The following is a 23,413-nucleotide window of genomic DNA, read 5'->3' as shown; positions in this document are numbered from 1 at the left end:
GAGACCTCCGCTACCGGATAGCCACGCTCGGTGATCTGACGCACCGCGTCGCGCTTGAACTCTTCCGTGAAATTGCCTTTGCCCATGTAGGCCTCCTGCCTCAGATTTAGGGGAGAAGGCGTCTACAAATCTAGGGGCTATTCACCCCAAGCCTATCAGATTGCCTCAAAACATAAGATACAGGATCGTCGCCCCGCCCTGCGTTTGCCAAAGCCGGACCGTGCCCCGGCCTCTGGGAGAATTCCTGTTCGCCCAAAGTCGTCCAGTTTAGCGTCGGCGGATCTTGTTGAGGAGTTTCCGGAACCGCTGTTTGCGTGGACCGAAGATCCGCAAACTTTCCAGCAGGCCTTGAATTATCATATGCGCAGGTTCGGTGAGACTTACTGGCGCCTCCACCGCGCAATTATAAAACAGCATGAGATTTTCGACATCCGCACAATATCGAATTGGGCGAATGGAACGAAGACGCCACGCTCTGCCGATAGCTTCGATGTACTTACGAGAATAGAAAAGCGATATCGTCTTCCTGAGAGTTATTTTAAATCCAGACTGCCTCATCAGGCACGATCAATATACGGTCACGACCTCGGCAGCGATGTTAGTGCCGCCGAACGGCGGCGCATCGTCTGGCATTTGCCAGACGACTTTAATCAGCTTTCCTTTAGCAAACGAGAAGAGATCCTCGAATGGGTCCGGCGTGTAATCATATCGGGCTCAACTGATTATCGCCAGTTTCAGAGGAAGGCGTCCAAACAGAGATATGCGATCCGGTTCCCTGGAATTTCTTATGGCGCAGTATTGTCACCACGCACCAGATCGGAAACTTTGGATTTCGAAGGCAGTGTGGATGAAGATGATTTTATCGAAGATCCCGATCTGCTCGCCGGCGTTGTAGACGCCCCTCCCCGCCTGGCAATGGAGATGGCCAACCTTGTGCGGTTTAAGACAGCAACCCTGACATCAGTCGGTTTTCAGAGAAATGGTGTTTGGGGAGAAGAAACTGCGTCTCAAAAGGTTGAGCATCTTGGACTTTTATTCGGCGCCCTTGCTGCTTCTCCAGATAGTGAAGTCAAGGGACGCGGCATTCCTCTGCGGAAAATAACGTTCGGTTTGCTCGTCTTTCCCGGAATCTGGGACTGGTACCTTCAGTGGCGAGAAAAGCGCCGCGGCTTTTACACATCGTGGGAGCAGGACATGCTGAGCGCAATACTCGGCATGACACGCCCGGAAACCGGTTGGATGTGGCAACATGCTGAATTAGCAAAGGGACTGCAGCCTGTTCCAGGATTGGTGACAGCGGAAGAAATCAATTTTGCACAGCAGGATTGGCACGGCGCATGTGCGGAGTGCTTTAAACATGCAACACATCGCTCCAGAGAAATCCAGCGTGTGATGCGGGTTCACCGGGATCCGTTCGAACCGATAATGTGCGTTTTGGAAGCCGATAGTCCACTTGCTGAATATCGAAAAATCACGGACGAGATAATTAAACGATTACCTGATGAAAACCGCTATCCGGTCCCAGCGGCAGAAGCGGTTCGCTCGTTCCTGATGCTCCGGCTTGGATTGCATCTCGGCTTGCGTCAAAAGAACTTGCGACAGCTCCTTATTTGCCCCCGTGGAAATTTCCCGACACCGGAGCGACGTCTTGAAGATATGAAGCGCGGAGAAATCCGTTGGAGCGACCGTGAACAGGGCTGGGAAGTGCTCATTCCTTCCAATGCGTTCAAGAATGCAAATTCGTCTTTCTTTGGTGCGAAGCCGTTTCGTCTGATTTTACCCGACCTGCTCGACCTCTATAAATTCCTGAATGATTACATTGAACGGCACCGGGCGGTCTTGTTGAGAAATGCCCGCGATCCGGGCACTCTATTTGTCAAAACTGTAAAAACAAACAGCAAGGATGCAGCCTATGACCAAACGACATTTTACGAAGCGTGGCGGCTCACAATCCAGCGATACGGTATCTATAATCCTTATACCGACCGAGGCGCGATAAGGGGATTGCTCCCCCATGGTCCGCACAACGTCCGGGACGTCCTGGCCACTCATATCTTGAAGCAGACTGGCTCCTACGAACAGGCGAGCTGTGCAATCCAGGATACGCCGGACATGATGGCGAGCCACTACGGGAGATTTTTGCCCCAGGATAAGGCCGCGCTGGCCGCTAAGATACTCAATCAGGTCTGGATGGAAGTGTGAATGAGAACAGCGCCTGACATTCGTCGTCTTATGGGAGCGGTGCTGCACACAGTCGCTCTCTTAACACAACCTGAGAGAAAATTCGCCTTCCTGCGTCGTAATGATATCCACACAGTTAAGCGCCAGCGATGATGGCATTAAGCAAAAGTTTTCTTTATGTTCGCATAATGCGGGTGATTTGCTGACCTCATGTCAGGAATATTCCCAGGGAATATGCTAAGCGGAGCACGAACATGCAGACCGAATTCGACAGTCTTCTTCAGCAATCCGGGCTGTCAGTTGCAGACGCTGCAGAGATTCTCGGCTATTCTGAGGGGCATATCTATCGCTGGCGACGCGGCGAGGAAACCCCACGAAAAGCGGTTGTGAATGTTTTACGCAGTGAAGCGGAAAAACGTCATCAGCCATCGGGCGATAGTTCGTTCACCTTTATCGATCTCTTCGCAGGTATTGGCGGATTACGGCGCGCTATGGAAAGTGCTGGCGGCCGCTGTGTATTCACGTCCGAATGGGATAAGTATGCCCAGAAAACCTACCACGCCAATTACCGTGATAACCGCCCAATTGCTGGTGATATACGGGAAGTGTCAGCTGATGAGGTACCCGACCATGATGTGCTTGTCGCAGGCTTTCCCTGCCAGCCCTTCTCGATTGCTGGCGTTTCCAAGAAAAATGCTCTGGGTCGCGCGCACGGCTTTGACGATGAAACACAGGGAACGCTGTTTTTTGATGTTCTGCGTATTCTCAAGCATCATCGTCCGTCAGCATTTCTACTGGAGAATGTGAAGAACCTGAAGAGCCACGACAAGGGCCGGACATTTAGCGTGATCCGGCGTAAGCTCGAAGAAGAGCTTGGCTACTCAATTCATACCTGCGTGATCGATGCCGGGCATTTCGTGCCACAGCACAGAGAGCGTATTGTCATTGTCGGCTTTCGTACACCGGTGGATTTCAGCTTTGATGCGCTTGAACTACCGGCCTATGGCGCGAGACGGCTTAAGGAAATTCTGCACCCCGAAGATGGCACCGAACAGCCGGAAGCAGAATTTACGGTAGGCGCCTCTGCTGAGGTCAATAAGAAATACATTCTGACCGACAAGCTCTGGCAATATCTGCAGAACTACGCCGCTAAGCACAAAGCGAAGGGCAATGGCTTCGGTTTTGGTCTTGTTGGCCCTGAAGACATCGCACGCACGCTTTCAGCCCGCTACTATAAGGACGGATCAGAAATTCTCATCAGCCGTGGCAAAGGCAAAAGCCCGCGCCGCCTGACACCGCGTGAATGTGCGCGGCTCATGGGATATGATGATGACTTCCGCATACCTGTGTCTGACACCCAGGCCTATAAGCAGTTCGGCAATTCGGTCGCCGTCCCGGTCTTTGCCGAGGTTGCACGGATTATGCAGCCACATATACTGGATCTTATTGCGCAAAGCAGAATACCGGCACGTAAGGTTGGCTGACGTTCATGACAAAGCGACGCGCAGCCGCAATATGGCTGCGATACGCGCCACCAACACAAAGCCGGAACTGATCATCCGCAAAGGATTGCATGCCTGCGGTTTCCGCTATCGTCTGCATGCAAAGGAACTTCCGGGAAAGCCTGATCTGGTGCTGGCAAAATATCGTGCAGTGATATTTATCAATGGCTGTTTCTGGCATGGGCATGATTGCCATATGTTTCACTGGCCTGCCACACGCGAAGAGTTCTGGCGTGAGAAGATTGGTGACAATGTCGCCCGTGATGAGCGCAATCTTACAGAACTGAGAAATTCTGATTGGCGTATTGCGCTCATCTGGGAATGCGCGCTGAAGGGTAAAGCCCGCAGATCACCGGCCGACGTTGTTGACAGTCTGAGCCGGTGGCTTTTGACTGACGACAGGGAAATAGAGATTCGCGGCGTACAGATTTAGGCGGATAACGGGGGCAGACTGAACGTGGCTGGACGGGGTTATCTATCGGGCTATTTTATCGGTGCTGGTGCAAAGGTTCTTCGCGGTACCGAAGTCGATCCGGCTGTCTCCAACGGGCATGAGTTTCAGGGGGTCGATATTTTTCGTGCCTTTGTAGGGACACCGGACGAGAAAGAAAAAATCCCCCTCACCTATATCTGGATGGATGACGAGCAGGACGAACCACTGCGACTGGAACTGACGGGCACGTGGTACAACAGCCGTAAGAGACAAAAACATCGCTCCCCGGAATATCGCCTCTTTTATCCGGCAGCTGCAGAAAGCGTTGTTTACCGCGCAAAAGCAGGCGACACACTATTCCTCTGCATGACGGCGGAGCGCAAAGTCCTGGCGATTTTGTGCCCTTCCGGAAGCTCGATTGAACAGAAACTTCTCTGGCTGTTCGGATTACAGCTCACAGCTGATTTCAAGCTCTCTCAACAGGATATCAGCAATGATGGCGGCCGTGACATCGATCTGGCCGCAAAGTTTATTCTTGATGAGCTTGGTATTGAAACTGAAGAACCAGAACCGGATGCGCTCAGTCTGCTGATTACCCGCTTTGGCAACATATTTCCCGGAACAGCTAAGTTTTCAGAATTCGCCCGCAAAACGCTGAAAGATGTCGATCCGCTTGCAGATCCTGACAGCGCCCTCACCGCATGGATGGAGCACGAGGAAGCGCTTTTCCGTCACATGGAGCGCGTTGTCGTGGCCGAGCGGCTGAAAGCAGGCTTCCTGCAAAATGGTGATGCAGACGTCGATGGCTTTCTGTCGTTTTCATTAAGTGTTCAGAATCGGCGAAAGTCACGCGCTGGCTATGCTTTCGCTCATCATGTGGAAGCCGTGCTGAAAGCACACAAGATTGCCTACAAGCGTGAAGCAACCACCGAGAAACGCAATGCAGCCGATTTTCTGTTTCCCGACGAAGCATCCTATGCGAACCCCGCCTTCCCCACAGAAAACCTTCGCATGCTGGCAGTCAAGACCACCTGTAAAGACCGCTGGCGACAGGTGCTGGCTGAAGCAAACAGGATTTCAGAGAAACATCTGCTAACGCTTGAACCGTCAATCTCCAGAACACAGACCAATGAGATGCAGGTGCAGTCCCTGCAACTCATCCTGCCAAAAAGCATTCACACCACCTATCATACCGATCAGCAGGAATGGCTGATGAATATCGGGGAGTTTCTTGGGCTGGTAAAAAGCTCATAGTGCCGCGCATACGATCTCTCTAACAAATCGATTTATTTTTCGAAGCCCGGAGGTCAAACTATGGACGAGCTAAAAGCGATCGCCACACGTTTCAGGCGCGCAATCGAAGAAACTGATCGAGGCAAGTTACCCATTCAGTTCAGAGTTTTTCCTGCAGGTGCCTGTGGCGATACATCGTTGTTGCTCGGTTTTTATCTGAAGCAACAAGGAGCGGGCGCTTGGGATTATGTAAGCGGAATGCGGGGCGAAGCAGATGGCAGACACTCCCATGCATGGATAAAACAGGACGACATCATCATTGATATCACGGCCGACCAGTTTGACGAGATCGAAGCACCAGTAATCGTAACAAATGCTTCGCCATGGCATGATAGCTTTGATACCGAAATTCTGCATGAAGCGGATTTTCATGTTTATGATCAAGCGACCATTATTATGCTCAGTTCAGCCTATGCAAATATCCTGGATACGCTGGAACATTAGCGCCGATTAAGACAACTGGCTTATTCGTCTTATATGATTTGGCCAGTCTCTATCCAGAGTACCAGTCAAGATTCGCTGCCATTACCGCCTCTCATCGGCAATATCGCCCTTTATGCCGTGAAGTGATGTGAACCTTAGACCCTGAAAGGTAGAGCACCAATCGAATTGCGTCTTCGAGCGCGTTTCGGATCGTAGGGCGCGCAACTAGGGAGATTGCCGAACACACCACGCGTTTCCTCGATCCTTTTGTAATGGCTACGTACAGGTCCTTGATATTCCGCTTCGGGACATTGTCGTAAGCGTCAAGGATCACTGCCACGCCTACTTCGAGCCCATTGAATAGTAGCGGACTGCCGACCGCGCATTGAGGAACGCGCCGTCCCAGCATCCTAATCTTATCGCGAATGCGGACATTCGCTGCGAGAAAGTTGTCGGGTTCGTTCTTTGTGGCTGCGCGTAGCCAGGCCTTTTATAGTTGATCGCCGCGAGTTCGGAGGCTGACGCAACCGTGCAACCCGGAGGCGATCAATATATTTCTGCAACTTTGGGGCGATATGCCCGTGCAAGTCCAAGTTCTTCGGCTGTGTCGCAAAATTTTCACTTCTGCTGAGCTATGTGAGCGTCAGTGCGCATAATTGAGTGAGGCGAATGCGAATGACGGTCGCTTTCAAAGGTACCCATTTTCCAAAAAGTATCATCCTGCATGCAGTCTTCTTTTACGTGCGTTACCCGGTTTCCTATCGTGACCTTCAGGAAATTCTGGCAGAACGCGGCATTGCTGTGGATCATGCGACCTTGAACCGATGGGTTGTCCGGTACTCACCGCTGATCGCTGCCCAGGCGCAATCGCGCAAGCGACCCACGGCCCGTTCCTGGCGTGTTGACGAGACCTATATCAAGGTTCGTGGTCAATGGACCTATCTGTACCGAGCCGTTGACCGAGATGGCCAAACACTGGATTTCATGCTCTCCGAACGCCGGAATCTGGCTGCAGCACGGCGTTTCTTCAAGAAAGCCATCGCAGCCAACGGTGTTCCAGACAAAATTGTCATTGATAAAAGCGGAGCCAATCTGGCCGGAGCACAAGCTGTAAACACAATCCTGAAAATCACCGGTCACAGCAAAATGATTGAAATCCTGCAGGTTAAATATCTCAACAACATCCTTGAGCAGGATCACCGGTTTATCAAGCGAATTACCAAACCGATGATGGGCTTTAAGGCGTTTCATTCAGCCGCAGCGACAATCGCGGGCATAGAAGTGGCACATATGATCCGTAAGAAGCAGTTCGCAAATGACAACCGCTCGCCATTTAAAGTCTTTGCGGAGCTCGCAGCATAATTGCGTCTGAAGATCAGGCTGCTTTTAACCTGATGGAAAATTTGCGACACAACCCATTAATTAGGAAGACAGCCGGTCCCATGACCAGAATGAACCGGATCATCATCCAGGTGAACCGCACTACACCCCTGTCGAATGCACTCGGCACCTCTTTGCCTGCCAGTTCGTCCGCAATCTGGCCGAAGAAAGTCGAAGAGCCAGTTCGAAGGATCACGCCCGTGCCATACCCGGAAACGACGTTGGCGCCCATGAAGCAGAGATTGGAAATATCGAACGGTTCGGCGTTAGTCGCGGAATCGGCATCGGCGGACTTTTCTACTGGCATAGCCTCGCCCGTAAGAGCTGATTGATTGACGAAGAGGTCTTTTGTCTCGATCAGTCTCAAGTCAGCTGGGATCATGTCTCCGGCGGACAAGCGGACAATGTCCCCTGGAACGAGAGATTCCATAGGCATCTCATCGAATTCATCGCCGTTTCGGGATGGAGTGCGTCTCACGCTCGCGCGCGTGTGGACCATCGCGCGCAAGCGTGTCGCGGCTTCGTTGGACCGGTGTTCCTGGATGAACGCCGTAGCGACCGCTAGCAAAACCATGACGACGATGACCACGGCGGCGTGCACGTCGCCCAGGAAGTAGGAAACGACTGCCAGTGTGAGCAACAGTCCATTCAATGGATTCTTCAGGCGGCCCCAGATTTCCTGGAGGATGGTTGCCCTCCGCTCCTTGCTGACGATATTCGGGCCGAAGCGACGCAGTCGCTCGTTAGCTTCGCCGCTCGATAGACCGGTCGGGGCTGACAGCATCCACCGACAACAGTTAAACGGGGACAAGTCAGCGATAAAAGTGAGATCCTTGTCAGTCGCCGCCTTGAGTACCTCCGGCGGACCGCCGAACTGTTCTTCTAGCGGCTTTGTGGTTTGAGTCAGCTCAGTTTCAGTTTCCATGTGTATTGTCCGAGCTTGTAGGCGAAACCTTCATGGCAATTTTTCCCCGGCCACGCCTTGGGAACAAACAGCCCTGGGCAACGAACTACTCCTGAAACAGGATTGAAAGTATTTTCATTAACTGATTGCCGCCTTGATGCAGATCAATTGAAGGAACGCATCCGAGGGGTTGTGTTGCAAACATTCTGTCAAGGACTGCAGTTGTAACCTTTTGGCTTTTCGTCAGCAGAAAATTATCGATGTTCAAAGGCCGTCATTTCGATAGACTCATCATCCTTCAGTGCGTGCAATGGAATCTGGTTTATAATCTGAGCCTGCGCAACCTGAAGGAGATGATGGCCGAGCGCGGCATTGCTGTAGCTCACTCGACTTAGCATCGCGGGGTCTTGCAATTCAGCCCCAAGCTGCTTGAGCGCTTTAATCGTAGAAAAGCTCGGTCCCGCGCCAACGGAACCTGCATGCAACCTATAAAGACGAGTGGACGTATCTATATCGTGCCATTGACATCAGTGGTGACATCGTCGAATGCTATTTTAGCAGAAATCGCGACCTACAAGCGGCGAAGCGCTTTCTGTGCGAGGCTTTAAACCTTGATAGTAGGTCAGAGCGGATTGCCATCGACGCCGGTCAACCAACCGTATGGGCTTTATGCAGTGTGTGACGCAGATAGCCGGTTGCTATTGACTTGGATACCTATAACGATCCGGTCCAGCAAATACATGAACAGTACGATTGAGCAGAGCCATCGATGCTTCAGACGCCGAATACGATGCATGCTACAAAACGTCGTGGTGCGATATAGCTAAAATGTGATGTTGCAACTCTCCAGCAAGGGCAGACGAGGGACAGTGTTTCCAATGAGGTGTAAGCTCTGAATCTTGACTGGCAATCAAAGCCGCAGATGGCTGCTGTGCGCTTTCATTTCCGTCATCTCGCTGCCAACTGCGACTGATTGAAAGCTGACATTAGCGAAGCAACTTCAGCGCTGTGAGCATCGCGACACCTAGCACGGAAGAAAGAGCCAAAATTGAGAGACTCCAGCTCGCACCAAAATTCGCTATACCGGAAGCCATCGCGAATGGTGCAGTCGCAGACACGATTAGTCTGGCTGACATGATCTTGCCCTGCATGGCACCATAGCCGTCACTTCCGAACAGTGACAAAGGCAAGGTTCCGGAAACAATGCTGAAGAGACCGTTTCCAAAACCAAAAAGACAGGCAAACATCATCGCCGCAATGATGGACGGAGCGCCCAACAGCAGAACAATGAGGGCTAGCACCATCAAGGAGGCAGAGATTACTGCCAGACTGATCGGAGCGAGGTTTTTGCCACCGAGCATGTTGATCAGGCGGCTGGCTACCTGAGAAGGTCCGAATATCGCGCCAATAAAAGCTGCAGAACGTGCAAGACCGAGTGCGCCCAACATCGGCACCATATGGACCAGAATGGCCGCTGCAACGAGAGCCTGCGTCGAGAATGCCACGAGAACCAGCACGAAACCTCTGCGCCGTTGATGGGCAGGCAGATCACCTGAACAGGCGGTTGTGACTGTTCCATTCGTTGATCGCTTCCGACCACTCTTTGCAATAGAACGCGCGAGCAAAAAGTGTAGCGGCACGCAGAGAAACAAATGAAGGCAAGCGAACAGCAAATAGGTCTGTTGCCAGGTGAGCCAGTGCTGAAGCGTTGTTGTGATGGGCCAGAAAATTGTCGAGGCAAAGCCTGCAATCAGTGTCAGATAGGTAATGCTACGCTGGGCAACATTTTGCGCTAATTGCACCAATAATGCAAAAGCTGCTCCATACTGGACGAGATTAGCGGCGATTTCGATGATCGTCAGCGCGCCTGCAAACGCCAAGGCATTTGGAGAAAACGAACACAGTACGAGAGAGATGGCGCCAGTATCGAGCCTGTCGTCATCATGCGACCTGCGCCGTAACGATCAATCCATTTGCCTAACCAGGGAGCCAGAAAGCCCCCGGCTAGCAGAGCAACCGACAGCGCTCCGAAAATCCATTCGTTGGAAACGGAGAAGTCCCGCGCCATGGATGGCGCGAGAATACTGAAGGAACAATATAAAGTGCCGTAACCGATATTCTGGGTCAGTCCGAGACCGGCAATGGCCGCAATGGGAAACCGTTCAGCGCTCATATTGATTTCAACGAAACACGCTTTTCGAGTTTGACCGCTTCTTCCTTGCGCTCGCTATATCGGTCTGTGAGGTGATACGAGATGCCCCGTGTCAGAAGTGTAAACTTCATTAGTTCTTCCATCACATCGATCACGCGATCATAGAACGATGAAGGTTTCATCCGTCCAGCGTCGTCAAATTCCTGCCATGCCTTTGCGACGGATGACTGGTTTGGAATGGTGATCATTCGCATCCAACGCCCCAGAATGCGCATCTGATTGACAGCGTTGAAGCTCTGCGATCCCCCTGAAACCTGCATCAATGCCAGAGTTCGGCCCTGCGTCGGACGAATTGCTCCGCCCGGCAAAGGAATCCAGTCGATCTGCGATTTCATGACGGCGCTCATGGCTCCATGACGTTCTGGACTGGTCCAGACTTGCCCTTCTGACCAAAGCATTGCCTCACGCAATTCCTGAACCTTCGGATGCTCTGCCGAACCGTCGTCTGGCAAGGGAAGACCGTTGGCATGAAAGACACGCGTTTCAGCGCCCATCGCATCGAGCAGACGCTGCGCTTCCAGCGTCAGAAACCGACTATAGGAACGATCACGAAGTGAGCCATAGAGCAAAAGGATACGAGGCTTATGCTTTGGAAAGTCGGCGCGTAGTGCATCCAGGTTGGGCAATGCGAAGGAATTCTGATCGAGGTTCGGCAGGTCCATGTCAGCGCGACTTTCTTTCATAGGTGATGACTTCTCCGTCCTCTTTGGTGAATGACGACACCGGGTTTTCCAGAATGTCGAGAACCAGTTCTGACGGACGGCACAGTTTGGTGCCAAGCGGCGCTTCCACGATTGGACGATTGATCAGGATAGGATGCGTCATCATGAAGTTGACCAGTTCGTCATCGGTCCAGTTGGGATCGGACAATCCCAACTCGGCATACGGTGTGCCTTTCTCGCGAAGGAGTTGGCGAGGCGACATCTGCATTGCAGTGAGCAGTTCGACCAGTCGTTCTCGCGATGGCGGATTTTGCACATATTCAATGACGACAGGCTCTTCGCCGCTGGCGCGGATTATCGCCAATGTGTTGCGAGAGGTCCCACAGTTCGGATTGTGATAAATCGTAACAGACATCAGAGTTTTCCTGTTTCGGTGACTGGCTTTTGATTGGCACCGCGTTCGTACCACCCCTTTGAGCGGTTCACGATCCTGACGACCGAGAGCATGACGGGCACTTCAACAAGAACGCCAACCACTGTTGCGAGCGCCGCGCCAGATGAGAAGCCGAATAGGCTGATTGCTGCTGCTACTGCCAGCTCGAAGAAGTTGGATGCGCCAATCAAAGCTGACGGACCAGCAACGCAATGTTGCTCGCCTGAAATTCGATTCAACAGATAGGCGAGGCCAGAGTTGAAATAGACCTGGATGAGGATCGGGACGGCCAGCATCGCAATGATCATGGGCTGTGCGATGATCTGCTCTCCTTGAAATCCGAAGAGCAGAACAAGTGTCGCCAACAGCGCAATCAGGGACAGCGGCTGTAGTGTTCTGAGCATTGCATCGAAAGCTCGTTGTCCACCGCTGGCGAGAATACTTCTGCGCAGGATTTGCGCGATAATCACCGGAATGACGATATAGAGGACAACCGACAGAACGAGCGTGTCCCACGGGACAGTAATTGCCGACAGTCCGAGCAGTAGCCCGACGATAGGGGCAAATGCCACAGCCATGATCGCGTCGTTCAAGGCGACCTGGGATAGCGTGAAATGCGGCTCGCCCTTGGTCAAGTTGGACCAGACGAACACCATTGCTGTGCAAGGGGCGGCCGCCAGAATAATCAGACCAGCAATGTAGGAATCGATCTGGTCTGCAGGCAGATAAGGGCGAAACAGCCAGCCGATAAATAGCCAACCGAGAAGTGCCATAGAGAATGGTTTGACGGCCCAATTGATAAAGAGCGTGACGCCAATGCCACGCCAGTGCTCAGGGACCTGTCTCAATGCGTTGAAATCGATCTTCAGCAACATGGGGATGATCATAAGCCAGATGAGAATAGCAACCGGAATATTGACCCTGGCGACTTCAGCAGATCCGATTGCATGGAATACTGTCGGAAAGAAGTGCCCCAGAGCTACGCCAGCGACAATGCAAAGAGCCACCCAGACAGTCAGATATCGTTCGAATATGGACATCAGTTATTCTCCACATTCCAGGTTGCCTTGCTCAAAATTGAACGCACGACGTTACCCGTGCTCAAGCTGAGCACGCTATAAACCCTAGCTGTCATTGTATCAGTCCGTTTGGTGGAAGGCCGAATTCGTCGGTCTCGTGTTATTGTGTAGTCGCTTTCGGTTCGCAACAGGGTGTTAGGCTTTGTATGAGAGGTTCGCAGAGTTCAGCACTACCGCCGCAACAGTCTTTGATCATGAAAAGGGTCAGTTCGCGAAAACGGTCGAGGTCGGCGCGATAGATAATCGAACGGCTCTGACGTTCACCTTTTATAAGTCCAGCGCGAGATAATATCGCCAGATGTGCAGACATCGTATTCTGCGGTACATCCAGCATGCGCGCCAGTTCACCAGCAGGAATACCCGTAGGTTCGTGTTGCACCAACCTCCGGAATGTATCCAGTCGGGTCGGTTGGGCCAGAGCGGCCAGCGCCATAATTACGTCTTCATCTTCCATATATCTAGAATATTGGATATAATGGGACTGTCAATCAGAAACTTGGATGCTTAGCGGCATTCAGTCGCTTTGTGAAATTGGGCTGTTGATTATGAACCGGTACGCCCCGTTCCCCAGCGTCTGTTATGATGCTGTAGTGCGTAAAAAGAAAGCAACGGACCGATGTCTAATAATGGGTGCGGATGATCATTTTCTCTCCCTGTGCCGTAGTTTCCGTGTTCCAGGCCGAGAGAGTCTGTCGAACGGATACGATTGCGCCGTCGATGGGTTTTCCATAGCGACGTTGACCAATGCGTCGCTGCTATGGATACCATTTTCGTAAGCGTCCAAAACACGACGCGCCATGACTTCAGCCTGCACGCTATGCAGCTGAATGTCGTTACTACGTGCGCCGGTCTGGACAATATCGCGTAGAAACCGAATTTCCTCTAGCGAATAGAACCCGGCGCGGGAAGCTAGTTTGCCCGCCATCATCAAATCTCCTGCCTCGTCATCGTTATAATGGACACCAATGCCGCGCGCGCATTGACACGGATCAAAGCGTTGCTCGCGTTCTCGTTTCAGAATGCATCAAAATCTGAGGCAGAAATGGAAACAAGATGCAGATTGAGCCATAGATCCATCCCCGTGGATGAAATTCTCGTCATTCGTGTAAGAGGCGGCCAAGGAGTGACTCGCCCGCCTCGGTTACTTTGAAGTCCGGGGTACGTCTGGCACCGTCGTAGTCAAGGCCCAGCACTGGCACGGATACCAAGGCAGGAACTACCGTGTGCAGTTGGATGTCATCGCGCCCGGGAAGACGATAGTTGCTAGCAAAACCCGGCAGGACGATGATGCCCATAGAGATGCCTGTCTTGCCGTTCGGGGTAGCTTCGATGCTGCGCAGCGAAAGTTGAGATATCGTTCGCAAGAACAACGGCAGCCGCGTAAAGCCGCATCTCGGAGCATTGCGGGGCACAATCGCCCGGCTCATGCAGTAGGAAGGCTTTGGTTTCATCCTCGCCCGGGATGGACGCGAGCGTTCTTCCGCCGCTAGAGCATGATATCGGACATGGAGTGGACCTTGCTGTCGCAAGGCAGGGAACCGGTTCTCCGAGCACGATGGTACCCCTGGTCCTACTGCTTCAGCAGTGGAAGTCGTGTGAATGACAGCCCGTCGGGCAGGAACCTTAGTCGGGATCATGTGTGAAAATGGTACTGGAACGATGGCAGTGCGTGTAAGCCATGAAAGCGAAGACGAGTTGGGTGCTAATAGCGGATGGGGCGCGTGCGCGAATTGTGCGCCGGAAAAGCATCAGGAGGCGCGGTTCGGCGACACGCTTGTCGAAGAATTTGAGCGACGTCTCCGCGCTCGTGAATTCGAACGGCCGGCGACCATCGCGGAACCGCGAATGCTGGGCACACTCCGCAGGAAGTTTTCGCCAGCTCTCGAGCAGACCGTAGTTGCTGAACTCGCAAAAGACCTGACGAAGGTGTGTCGGCAAGATCTCGAGGCGACCATTGCGGCACTTGGTATCTGATAGAATCGTGTTGGTGAACTATACGTCTTAGACGAGGGCGTGTGATCAAGAGTGGAGCAATTTCGATGCCGCATAATCTCCTGGCGACCGACGGTTCGGAAAGCGCCCAGCGCGCCGCCGAGGTGGCTGCGCACTTGGCGCAGGTTTTACGCGGAAAATTGTCGATAGTCACCGTTGAAGGAGGCATCACGAAGGACATGGAACAGTTTGCAGGAAGCGAAGGAAGCCTCGCAGATGCCGTCGAGGGATTTGCGACACGGGTGCTTTGTCAGGCAAGGGACATCGCGACAAAAACAGGAATCACCGCTGTTGAAGCGCGGACGAGCTGGGGCGATCCGGCGGAGGTGATCCTCGAAATGGCCTCTCGCGGGAATGTTGATGCCATCGTTGTGGGGCGGAGGGGACGTGGCAGGCTAGCCTGCGCCTTTTGCTTGGCAGTGGTTCGCAGAAGCTGGTGAGCCTGGCTCCCTGCCCAGTGGTTGTTGTGCCGTAAACTCGATCCGATGTCCGATGAATGTCAGTTGATCGGCACGGACAGGATGCCGGATAGGATATCGGCGGGGCTTCGGCCGGCATCGAAGCGGCGCCAAGTAATCTCACCTGCATTCCTTTTCAGCTGTCGAGAGAGGATGTCGACCGTTGCATCAGACGGGCCGCCACGCCGTTGGTCGACGCGGCGCCACAGCACGTCGGGAGAGACATCCAGCCAGATGCCGAGGAATGGCACATGCTGGTTCATCGCGACTTTTTCGATACGGGTGCGATCCGCCGGTCTATCGAAGACGGCATCCGCGAGGACGGTTCCACCCCCGGCGAGGATGAGTTCTGCACGCCATACCATTTCACCATATACTCGGTCGGAGACTTCCGGCCGATACGCCTCCTCCGGCAGGCGCGTTTCCGACGGCACTCCGTGCAGTGCCTTGCGGATGCGGTCACTCTCCACGATGCGGGCTCCCGGCGGCGCTCCGATATGGGCGGCGAGCGCCTCGGCGATCGTGGTTTTGCCCGAACCGCTGAGCCCGCCAATGGCGATGAGGCGGGGAGGGCGCTTCTCGAGCAATTCCATGGCAAGGTCGAAATAGGCACGGGCTTCGGCGCGCAGGCAACCCGACAGATCGCCGCTTTCCTCGATTTGCGTGCCGGTGACATGGGCGCGCACTGCGGCCCTCATGGCCATAAGGAAAGGCAGGAGGACAAAACCGTCCTCGTTGTCCGTCTCATCTAGATACCGGTTCATCATCAGATTTGCGAGTTCTGGGAAACCACGGTGACGCAGGTCCATAAGCAGAAAGGCCAAGTCGTAGAGCACGTCCACCGTCGCGATCTGGTCGTTGAATTCTATGCAATCGAACAGGCAGGGCTGACCGTCGAGAAAGCAGATGTTACGCAGATGCAAGTCGCCGTGGCAGCGTCGCACCTTGCCGCCCACCTCACGTTGGTTCAGAAGATCGGTGTGCTGCGAAAGCGTCTCCCGGAACACGCCGTCTAGAATATTAACTTCCTCTTCGCGGAAGCAGTGGCTGGTGGCAAAGCCAGCCTTGTTGATGTCGAGTACGCTCGCGAGATTTTCGGAGCCGCTGCCGCTATGCACAACCGGGGCTTGGGAGTGAAAACGGGCGATCATGCGCGCAGTCTGAGTCATCAGTTCGGCGGTCAACTTTCCGACCGCGGCCATGCGATCAAGCAGAAGAGACTGGTCGAAGCGTTTCATCTCGATCACTGCTTCGACCAGTTCTCCGTCTCCATCCAGCACAAGCCGACCTTGAATATTGCGCACAATGCGCCTGACACCCAGATAGAGCCCCGGCGCCGTGACGGAGTTGAATTCGACTTCCTTCAGGCACGCTGCCAGTCGCAATTCAGGCGTCGAGAAGTCAGCATAGGGTAGCTTGACAGCGCGCTTGATCTTGAAGGCGCGGTCGCCAGCAAGAATGATCCGGGAAATATGCGTGTCGATGATCTCGACAGATTCGGAAACTCCGGGCTTGCCGACATCGGTCAACAAGGCGATTGCATCAGTTTGGTTTGAAATACCCATGAACCTCTCTCCAACAATTGTAGCTGCCAGCACTCCATGCGTCCGACATCCTGCAAACTGATCCCGCTGATATTTTTTATATTTTCCGCGCCTATTTTAAAGTTTAGCGTTATCGCAGGCGGGGCCATTGACTCCGGCCAAACAAAATGAATGGACTTCCCCACCATATTTCGGACAGTTTTGAAGCTGTCCCTCCTACGTTATAGGATCTCCCGATCCAGGGCTGGGACAAACACGGTCCCCTTCCTCAAAATTCTATTCATCGCGGGAAGGTTCGTCATTTCGGATGCTTATGGTTGTCAGCAACTCTTGTCTCACGCATATAAAAGAGGGGTTCTCCCAGCCTGGCTTGACGTAAATCAAAGGCTTGCGATCCGCTGTCAGCACAATGCCGCCTGCGCCCTCAAGGACGGCCTGTGGACCAGCCGTGTCCCACTCCATCGTACGGCCAGGGCGCACATATAGATCGGCTCTACCTTCGGCGATCCAGCAGAATTTGAGACCGGAACCCATTTTGATCGTATTTGCGACCTTGCGCTTGGCGAGCATCGAAGGAAGGCGAGGATCATCGGCGTCATGACGACTGGTCAAAACGATAACCCCATCCGAAGGACTATTGTTGACGTGAATAGGTTTCTCCCTTCCCTTTGACCGCTTCCATGCTCCACGTCCCACCATGCCAGTAAACACTTCGCCTTTGGCCGCTGCTGCCACGGCTCCCAGTACTACCTTATGGCCTCTAAAAAGACCGATATTAACGACAAACTCGTCAAGGCCAGCGGCAAATTCCCGTGTGCCGTCCAAAGATCTACCAACCAGAAGACGTTCGGTACCGGCCCGATCCCCTTCGCAGGAAACTCCTCGGAGATAACCGGTATACCGGGTGTTGCTGACTTGAGCCCTTCAAGGATCACGTACTGAGAAACGATATCGGCATCCGTTACCGGAGAATGATCGGGTTTTTCAGCAAACTTGTAATCGCGGGCCCGGATGGCAAGTATCGCCATCCCAGCCTTTTCGGCCAGTTTCGCGGCAAGAGCAAGAAGGCGAACATCATCCATGTTTAAATTATAGGCAGGAATTCATTTACAGGTCTTGACGTAAATCAAATCGCAAGCCCAATAAACCGCTTACCTGTGTGCCAAGCGCGGCCAAAAGTACTCTCCACGCGGTTCTTCTTTCTGTTCCATATGGTCGACCCGCTGAAACGGGCGGTTTGTGCTCCTCTCGTGTCACAGAACGATGCCGTCTGCCCGCGATGAAGATGCGGCTGAGGAAACACATTCGGAAACCTGTCCGCGGGCAGTTTGCTCAAAGCGTCAGCAATCTTCTCGCGCCTGCGTGGCCCGCTCTCCGGGCGTCTGCATGTCGAGGTCGCCCGACTGGCCGTCGCAGGCCTGCTGCTTTCCTCGGCCACGGCTTTGTGGATGATGGCCTCCACCTTCGATCTGTTGCCTGATAGTGCGGTTTCGCCGGTCATGCAGACTGAGGCAAGCGGCCAGACTGGAGCGCTTCCGGCGACGATGGAACCGCTGCGGCAGATATCGGTTGCGGAAATGCGCAGCCTGTCATTCGCCGATCCATCCAACCCGATGGAGATTCTCACCCTTAAGACCGATCGGGGCACCGGCTATATCGATCAGGGCACGGGCGCTCTTCTCGGCTGGAGCGGCCTGACCGGATGGCAACGTCTGTCGGAAACCATTTATATGCTCCATACGGGAAGGGGGGCTTCTGTTCTGGCGCTGATCCTTGGCCTGGCGGCTCTTGGTGTACCAGTCATGGCGGGCACGGGCGTTGTTCTCTGGTTCGACGGGCGTCGCGGACGGCCGCGCATTCGCGAAAATGTTGCCGCGGGACGGGCGGAGACGATCATTCTCGTCGGCAGTGAAGGCGGTAGCACATGGGGTTTTGCCGCAACATTGCATGCGGCGCTGTCCAATTCTGGCCAGACGGTTCACGCTGCGCCAATGTCAGCCTTTGATCCAGGCCGTTATCGGCAGGCCCGGCGCATTATCATTTTGGCCGCTACCTATGGCGATGGGCCCGCTTCGGCCAAGGGGTTCCTTGAACGGCTCTCACCTCAGGTAGCGGATCCGACAATTCCGCTGGTTGTGCTCGGGTTCGGCGACAGTAGCTTTCCTGCCTACTGCGCTTTCGCGCGGGCGGTAACGGAGACAGCTCAGGCCGCCGGGTGGAAAATGCTCATTCCCTTTGAGACGGTCGACCGCCAGTCGCCGCAGGCTTTTGCCCGATGGGGGAAGACACTCGGTACTGCGATGACCATAAATCTTGAACTCACGCATCAGGTCGTTCAACCCACCGCCGTCCCGCTCACGCTTGTGTCGCGCCGTGATTATGGCGCGGCAGTACAGGCACCCGCAGCAATCTTGCGCTTTGCCTTGCCAAAGCTTTCCTTCTGGCGGCAAGTGCTTGGCCACGGACTCGGGCGCTTTGTGGCCGGCGATCTGATCGCCATCGTTCCTTCGGGATCGACCGTGCCCCGATTCTACTCGCTGGCTACTGGACGCAACGACGGCTTTGTCGAGATCGTCGTGAGAAAACATCCGGGTGGGCTATGCTCTTGCCAGCTCCTGGAACTGGAGCCCGGGGATACGATCAGCGCTTTCCTGCGCCGCAATCCCGGTTTCCATGCAGACGATCGGACACACATGCCCCTGATTTTGATCGGCGCGGGAACCGGAATCGCACCTTTGGCGGGTTTTATCCGTGCCAATACGCGACATCGCCCGATCCATTTGTTCTTTGGAATGCGCCGGACGAATAGCGATTTTTTCTTTGGCGACGAACTCCGTGAATGGAAGCAGAAGGGGCAAGTTGCGCACATTAGCTCCTGTTGTTCACGCGGGAAAATGCCGCGCTATGTGCAGCATGCTCTTCGGGAAGAAGCCGATGACGTCACTCGGCTGATTCAGGAGGGGGCGCGGATCATGGTATGTGGCGGACGCGATATGGCCAACGGAGTCTCGTTGGTTCTCGCCGATATTCTGGGTTCCACGGGGCTGACATTGGCCAAACTCAGGGCGGAGGGACGTTATGTCGAAGACGTCTACTGAGATGCAACGTCACGCTTTGAGCGGGCCTACCATGGGTACACGTTGGTCAACGTTGTTTTACCAAGCAGCGGGGTTCGATCCACAATCCGTTCGGGCCGCACTTCAGGCGGCAGTGGACGCGGTGGACATGCAGATGTCAACATGGAAGCCGGAAAGTAATCTAATGCAGGTGAACGCCGCGCCGGTGGGACACTGGATAAAGGTGCCGCAGCAACTGCTGGACGTTTTGCGCCTTGCGCTCGACATTGGCCGTGCATCGGGCGGCGCGTTTGATATCGGCATGGGGGATGCCGTAAGCGCCTGGGGTTTCGGGGCGTCAGAGGCGGTCCCTGAGCAGATGCGAGCAGCGCTCGAGCGCGAGCGCCGACCAGCCCATGACGTTCTGGAACTGGACGTCGAGCTGGGAATGGTGCGAAAGTCGGCTCCCATCACGCTTGATCTCAATGGAATTGCCAAGGGATATGGCGTGGATCGTCTGGCGGAGACATTACTGTCTTTCGGGATTTCGTCCAGCCTCGTCGGAATCGATGGGGAGATGCGGGCGCTCGGGTTGCGGCCAGATGGGAGTCCTTGGTCGATTGCAGTTGAGGCTCCTGACTATGATCGTCGCGCAGCCCACTCGGTTTTGGCTCTTCAGGATGCGTCGGTCGCCACGTCGGGCGATTATCGGCATTGGATTAATGTCAACGATTACCGCCTGTCGCACACCATGGACCCACTTCGCGGTGCTCCCGTGATGGAGCCTCCGGCGTCAGTCACCATCGTGACACGTACCTGTGCCGAAGCGGATGCATGGGCAACAGCGCTAATGGTGCTTGGTTCGAAGACCGGCGCGGTACTGGCAAGGCGGTTAAGCTTCAATGTTCTGTTCTTATTGCGTGCTGCAGGAACGACAATTCGGTGCGAAGCTGTAGGTGACTTATTCACCAGTTCAAATTCTGGTGTACCACGACGCCCTTTAGCCGATCTTGGGGGAGATTCTCAACGCCCGAAGCGCATTGAGGATGACAGCGACGTCAATCAGCTCCTGGAGCAATGCACCCTGAACAGGTTTTAGATAACCGAACGCGGCTGCGATCATGGCGATTACAGAAAGACCAATCCCAACCACTACACTTTCGACAGCAATGCGCCTTGACCGCTTGGCAATTTCAATCCCGGCGCGGAGTCTATCTATTCTATCTACGAGGAGAACGACATCGGCCGCTTCTGCCGAGGCTGCCGCTCCCCTCGCACCCATGGCAACGCCAACATCAGCCGCTGCAAGTGCGGGCGCGTCGTTGACCCCGTCTCCGACCATCATCACGGGGCCGTTCTTACGCTCGCTGAGCACGGTCAGCACCTTTTGATCGGGTGAAAGCTCCGAGTAGACGGCATCGAGCCCCAAGCCCTTGGCGATGCGTTTGGCCACTGCAGCACGATCACCTGTCGCCAGCACTATTCGCTTTACGCCGTCCTTACGCAATCCCCGTAACGTATCGACAACTTCGCCGCGCAAGGGATCGGCCATGATGATATAGCCCGCAATCCTGGCGTCTATTGCGACTGCAACCAGGGCCGCTCCAGCTTCTCTATGGGGGATTTCACTCAGTTTTGCATTGACCTGTCTCTCAACGAAGCTATGTCCGCCGACAACGACGCTTTTGCGATCGACCCAGCCCGCCACGCCATCTCCGGCCAGTTCGCTTACATCGGTCGGCAATACAAGATCTATACCGCGCCGCTGAGCGGCCAGTACAAGAGCCTGCGCCATCGGATGTTTGGACACTTGGTCAAGGGAGGCGGCGAAACGCAGTAGATCATTTTCGCTCAATCCTGGCTGCGCATTGATTGAAGTAATTTGTGGGCGGCCATCTGTCAGTGTTCCAGTCTTGTCCAGCACTAACGTGTTGATACGAGCCATGTTCTCTAATGGACGAGCACCCTTTACCAGCACGCCGAAATGAGCGGCGCGCGATAGTCCCGCAACAAGAGCGACTGGCACCGCCAAGATGAGAGGACATGGTGTCGCCACGACGAGAACGGCGACCGACCTAATCGGGTCTCCCGTGAAAAACCACGCGCCGAAGGCGATTAAGACGGTCACTATCAGAAAGCCGATAGACCATTGGTCTGCTAGCCTAGACATCGGGGCTTTCGAATGCTGGGCCTCTTCCACGAGCCGAACAATGCCAGCGTAGGTGCTATCTTTTGCTTCGTGTCTGGCAACAATATCGAAGGCATCGCCAGCATTTACTGATCCGCTCAAAGCATCGGCTCCGGATGTAAGCGAAATCGGAAGTGACTCTCCCGTCAAAGCAGACATGTTTACGAAAGCTTTTACGGAAGTGATACTTCCGTCGACGGGGATGACGTCTCCCTGACGGATCAGAAGGCGGTCACCCGGACGAATAGTTTCGACGGCAATCTCTTCGAGATGGTCATCGATATAACGCATTGTCGTTCGCGGCGCACGGGACAGCAAAGCATGCATCTCACGGCGTGCTCGTCCCTCTGCAAAGCTCTCAAGAAAGGCTCCGCCAGTATACATGAGGGCGACAATCGAAGCCGCCAGCATTTCCCCAAATGCCAGTGCGGCCGACATAGACATCGCGGCGACGATATCTAGCCCAAACTCCTTTCGGCATAAACTCCGGAGAATCTCGACGAGCAAAGATCCCAGCACTGGCAAAGTGGCGATTGCCCAGATTATCCGTGCTCCCGAGAAGTAGCCGGAAAAGTGCAAGCCGAGCCCCATCACAAGTCCACACAAGGCAAAAATCAGCAGGATTGTTTTTAATCGATCTTCAACCGAGAACCGCATCTTCATAGTCTCCCCGACCTATAGAATGAGCAAATTATAGAGCCCTGCCTCTGACCGACTACAGTAATTCTTCTTTACATATGGATTCCCTATAAACTCAGATCGACGGTCAGACCGCTGTGCCGACTAGGGCCCCAATACCAGCCGTGATTGCCATGGCCAATGCGCCCCAAAAAGTGACGCGAACGGTTGCCTTAAGCATATTAGCTCCTCCCGCCTTGGCGCCGATTGCGCCTAGTAAAGCTAGAAACAGCAAGGAAGAGATAGCAACCGCATAAAGCAAGATCGAGGGAGGCGCGATGAACGCCATCAGCAAGGGTAGGGCGGCCCCAATCGAGAACGTGGCCGCTGAGGTCAGTGCTGCTTGCACAGGCCGTGCTTCCATGTGTTCGACAATTCCCAGTTCGTCACGGGCATGTGCCTCCAGAGCATCGCGTGAGGTCAGCTGTATTGCCACCTCCCGCGCCAATTCCGAAGTTAGGCCGCGATCAATATAGGCTTGCATCAATTCATCGAGCTCTGCTTCGGGCTGAGATTCGAGTTCCCTGCGTTCTCTGGCAAGATCTGCCAACTCCGTATCGGATTGAGAGCTGACGGAAACATACTCACCCGCCGCCATGGACATCGCGCCTGCGACAAGGCCCGCGATGCCAGCGACCATTATCTGTGTTGTTCCCGTTGAAGCAGATGCGACGCCCATAATGAGGCTCGCCGTTGAGACAATGCCATCATTGGCGCCGAGTACCGCTGCGCGAAGCCATCCGATCCGAGATACGAGGTGGTTTTCTGTATGCAATCGGCTCATTGAGCTACCTCCGGACGTTGGATTCATATCATCATACCTCTATCGAGACCCTTTGCCAGTGGACTGAACGTTTGAAGTTTTAGAATTCTTCTCCAGCGATTGGGCTTTTACCTTTTTCGTTAGAGTTTATGCGCAGGTTTTGAGGATCTGCCTGTTCGAGGGAGGCTTGAAAAGTTTAACATTATACATTATAGTATATTATATAATGTTA

The 23,413-nt window shown here is 54.1% G+C and carries 23 protein-coding genes and 2 pseudogenes; 11 read left to right on the top strand and 14 right to left on the bottom strand.

The annotated features are described in order from the left end of the window. On the bottom strand, window positions 1-86 hold an 86-nt coding region (locus FJQ48_RS09635), incomplete at its 3' end, for a transposase (RefSeq protein WP_139974912.1). 154 nt (window positions 87-240) lie between these two features. On the opposite strand from FJQ48_RS09635, the gene FJQ48_RS09630 reads away from it, so the two are divergent. The 6 genes from FJQ48_RS09630 (at window position 241) to FJQ48_RS09605 (ending at window position 7,194) form a co-directional block, all read left to right on the top strand. Then, the gene (locus FJQ48_RS09630; RefSeq protein WP_247870344.1) at window positions 241-2,202 is read left to right on the top strand and encodes a hypothetical protein; all 1,962 of its coding nucleotides are present in this window, start codon (window positions 241-243) and stop codon (window positions 2,200-2,202) included. Window positions 2,203-2,435: 233 nt separating this feature from the next. Then, entirely contained in the window at window positions 2,436-3,665 is a 1,230-nt protein-coding gene (gene dcm / locus FJQ48_RS09625) for a DNA (cytosine-5-)-methyltransferase (RefSeq protein ID WP_139974908.1), read from the top strand. A gap of 31 nt (window positions 3,666-3,696) precedes the next feature. Then, on the top strand, window positions 3,697-4,116 hold the full coding sequence (locus FJQ48_RS09620; RefSeq protein WP_247870342.1) for a very short patch repair endonuclease: 420 nt from the start codon (window positions 3,697-3,699) through the stop codon (window positions 4,114-4,116). Window positions 4,117-4,140: 24 nt separating this feature from the next. Continuing rightward, window positions 4,141-5,370 (top strand): type II restriction endonuclease, encoded by a 1,230-nt coding sequence (locus FJQ48_RS09615; RefSeq protein WP_139974906.1) that lies wholly within the window; start codon window positions 4,141-4,143, stop codon window positions 5,368-5,370. Between the two features lie 60 nt (window positions 5,371-5,430). Then, window positions 5,431-5,853, top strand: a complete 423-nt coding sequence (locus tag FJQ48_RS09610; protein ID WP_139974905.1) for a hypothetical protein — start codon at window positions 5,431-5,433, stop codon at window positions 5,851-5,853. Window positions 5,854-6,507: 654 nt separating this feature from the next. Then, window positions 6,508-7,194, top strand: coding sequence for an IS6 family transposase (locus tag FJQ48_RS09605; RefSeq protein ID WP_138787150.1), 687 nt, complete (start codon window positions 6,508-6,510; stop codon window positions 7,192-7,194). A 13-nt stretch (window positions 7,195-7,207) separates the two neighbouring features. Here the strand turns inward: FJQ48_RS09605 and FJQ48_RS09600 are convergent, their stop codons facing one another. Beyond that, on the bottom strand, window positions 7,208-8,137 hold the full coding sequence (locus tag FJQ48_RS09600; RefSeq protein ID WP_139974904.1) for a cation-transporting P-type ATPase: 930 nt from the start codon (window positions 8,135-8,137) through the stop codon (window positions 7,208-7,210). 239 nt (window positions 8,138-8,376) lie between these two features. Here FJQ48_RS09600 and FJQ48_RS22690 point away from each other — a divergent pair. Then, a pseudogene (locus FJQ48_RS22690) lies at window positions 8,377-8,916 on the top strand (IS6 family transposase); the annotation flags it as partial. A 186-nt stretch (window positions 8,917-9,102) separates the two neighbouring features. On the opposite strand, the gene arsK reads toward FJQ48_RS22690, so the two are convergent. The 7 genes from arsK to FJQ48_RS09565 all read right to left on the bottom strand — a co-directional run bounded on the left by arsK (window position 9,103) and on the right by FJQ48_RS09565 (window position 13,430). After that, window positions 9,103-9,996, bottom strand: a complete 894-nt coding sequence (arsK, locus tag FJQ48_RS09590) for an arsenite efflux MFS transporter ArsK (protein WP_313024257.1) — start codon at window positions 9,994-9,996, stop codon at window positions 9,103-9,105. Then, window positions 9,975-10,289, bottom strand: coding sequence for a hypothetical protein (locus FJQ48_RS22900; protein WP_313024259.1), 315 nt, complete (start codon window positions 10,287-10,289; stop codon window positions 9,975-9,977). The genes arsK and FJQ48_RS22900 overlap by 22 nt, the downstream gene beginning before the upstream one ends. Then, a complete protein-coding gene (gene arsH, locus FJQ48_RS09585; protein ID WP_100651583.1) occupies window positions 10,286-11,011 on the bottom strand; it encodes an arsenical resistance protein ArsH in 726 nt (241 codons plus the stop codon). Before arsH ends, FJQ48_RS22900 begins: the two co-directional genes overlap by 4 nt. Continuing rightward, window positions 10,992-11,405, bottom strand: coding sequence for an arsenate reductase (glutaredoxin) (arsC, locus tag FJQ48_RS09580; RefSeq protein WP_100651581.1), 414 nt, complete (start codon window positions 11,403-11,405; stop codon window positions 10,992-10,994). The genes arsH and arsC overlap by 20 nt, the downstream gene beginning before the upstream one ends. Further along, window positions 11,405-12,463 (bottom strand): ACR3 family arsenite efflux transporter, encoded by a 1,059-nt coding sequence (gene arsB / locus FJQ48_RS09575; RefSeq protein ID WP_100651579.1) that lies wholly within the window; start codon window positions 12,461-12,463, stop codon window positions 11,405-11,407. The genes arsC and arsB overlap by 1 nt, the downstream gene beginning before the upstream one ends. A gap of 139 nt (window positions 12,464-12,602) precedes the next feature. Further along, the gene (locus FJQ48_RS09570) at window positions 12,603-12,956 is read right to left on the bottom strand and encodes a metalloregulator ArsR/SmtB family transcription factor (RefSeq protein ID WP_100651577.1); all 354 of its coding nucleotides are present in this window, start codon (window positions 12,954-12,956) and stop codon (window positions 12,603-12,605) included. 186 nt (window positions 12,957-13,142) lie between these two features. Then, a complete protein-coding gene (locus tag FJQ48_RS09565; protein WP_100651575.1) occupies window positions 13,143-13,430 on the bottom strand; it encodes a hypothetical protein in 288 nt (95 codons plus the stop codon). A gap of 671 nt (window positions 13,431-14,101) precedes the next feature. Between FJQ48_RS09565 and FJQ48_RS09560 the strand changes: the two genes are divergently transcribed. Then, window positions 14,102-14,476 (top strand): host attachment protein, encoded by a 375-nt coding sequence (locus FJQ48_RS09560; RefSeq protein ID WP_100651571.1) that lies wholly within the window; start codon window positions 14,102-14,104, stop codon window positions 14,474-14,476. A 65-nt stretch (window positions 14,477-14,541) separates the two neighbouring features. Further along, window positions 14,542-14,934: a universal stress protein gene (locus FJQ48_RS09555; protein WP_100651569.1), complete on the top strand. Its 393-nt coding sequence runs from the start codon at window positions 14,542-14,544 to the stop codon at window positions 14,932-14,934. Between the two features lie 59 nt (window positions 14,935-14,993). On the opposite strand, the gene FJQ48_RS09545 is transcribed toward FJQ48_RS09555, so the two are convergent. From FJQ48_RS09545 to FJQ48_RS22565, 3 genes are all read right to left on the bottom strand, one after another. Further along, window positions 14,994-16,517 carry a bifunctional aminoglycoside phosphotransferase/ATP-binding protein gene (locus tag FJQ48_RS09545; RefSeq protein WP_100651567.1) on the bottom strand — a complete coding sequence of 508 codons (1,524 nt, stop codon included), beginning with the start codon at window positions 16,515-16,517 and terminating at the stop codon, window positions 14,994-14,996. 255 nt (window positions 16,518-16,772) lie between these two features. Further along, the gene (locus FJQ48_RS09540; RefSeq protein ID WP_198517460.1) at window positions 16,773-17,321 is read right to left on the bottom strand and encodes an inositol monophosphatase family protein; all 549 of its coding nucleotides are present in this window, start codon (window positions 17,319-17,321) and stop codon (window positions 16,773-16,775) included. Beyond that, complete coding sequence (locus tag FJQ48_RS22565; protein ID WP_198517462.1) at window positions 17,243-17,578, bottom strand: hypothetical protein; 336 nt, start codon at window positions 17,576-17,578, stop codon at window positions 17,243-17,245. Before FJQ48_RS22565 ends, FJQ48_RS09540 begins: the two co-directional genes overlap by 79 nt. A gap of 246 nt (window positions 17,579-17,824) precedes the next feature. Between FJQ48_RS22565 and FJQ48_RS09535 the strand changes: the two genes are divergently transcribed. Both FJQ48_RS09535 and FJQ48_RS09530 read left to right on the top strand, forming a co-directional pair. Continuing rightward, window positions 17,825-19,594 (top strand): PepSY domain-containing protein, encoded by a 1,770-nt coding sequence (locus FJQ48_RS09535; protein ID WP_247870341.1) that lies wholly within the window; start codon window positions 17,825-17,827, stop codon window positions 19,592-19,594. Continuing rightward, window positions 19,575-20,519, top strand: a pseudogene (locus FJQ48_RS09530) (FAD:protein FMN transferase); the annotation flags it as partial. The gene FJQ48_RS09535 and the pseudogene FJQ48_RS09530, both read left to right, overlap by 20 nt. 33 nt (window positions 20,520-20,552) lie before the next feature. On the opposite strand, the gene FJQ48_RS09525 reads toward FJQ48_RS09530, so the two are convergent. Together FJQ48_RS09525 and FJQ48_RS09520 are read right to left on the bottom strand one after the other, a co-directional pair. After that, complete coding sequence (locus FJQ48_RS09525; RefSeq protein WP_180350166.1) at window positions 20,553-22,397, bottom strand: heavy metal translocating P-type ATPase; 1,845 nt, start codon at window positions 22,395-22,397, stop codon at window positions 20,553-20,555. A gap of 109 nt (window positions 22,398-22,506) precedes the next feature. Continuing rightward, complete coding sequence (locus FJQ48_RS09520) at window positions 22,507-23,202, bottom strand: VIT family protein (protein ID WP_011983041.1); 696 nt, start codon at window positions 23,200-23,202, stop codon at window positions 22,507-22,509. Window positions 23,203-23,413: the final 211 nt, after the last annotated feature.

The sequence above is a fragment of the Ochrobactrum sp. CGA5 genome (genome assembly GCF_006345815.1).
Taxonomy (GTDB): Bacteria; Pseudomonadota; Alphaproteobacteria; order Rhizobiales; family Rhizobiaceae; genus Brucella.
This window is presented reverse-complemented; position numbering and strand designations above follow the sequence as displayed.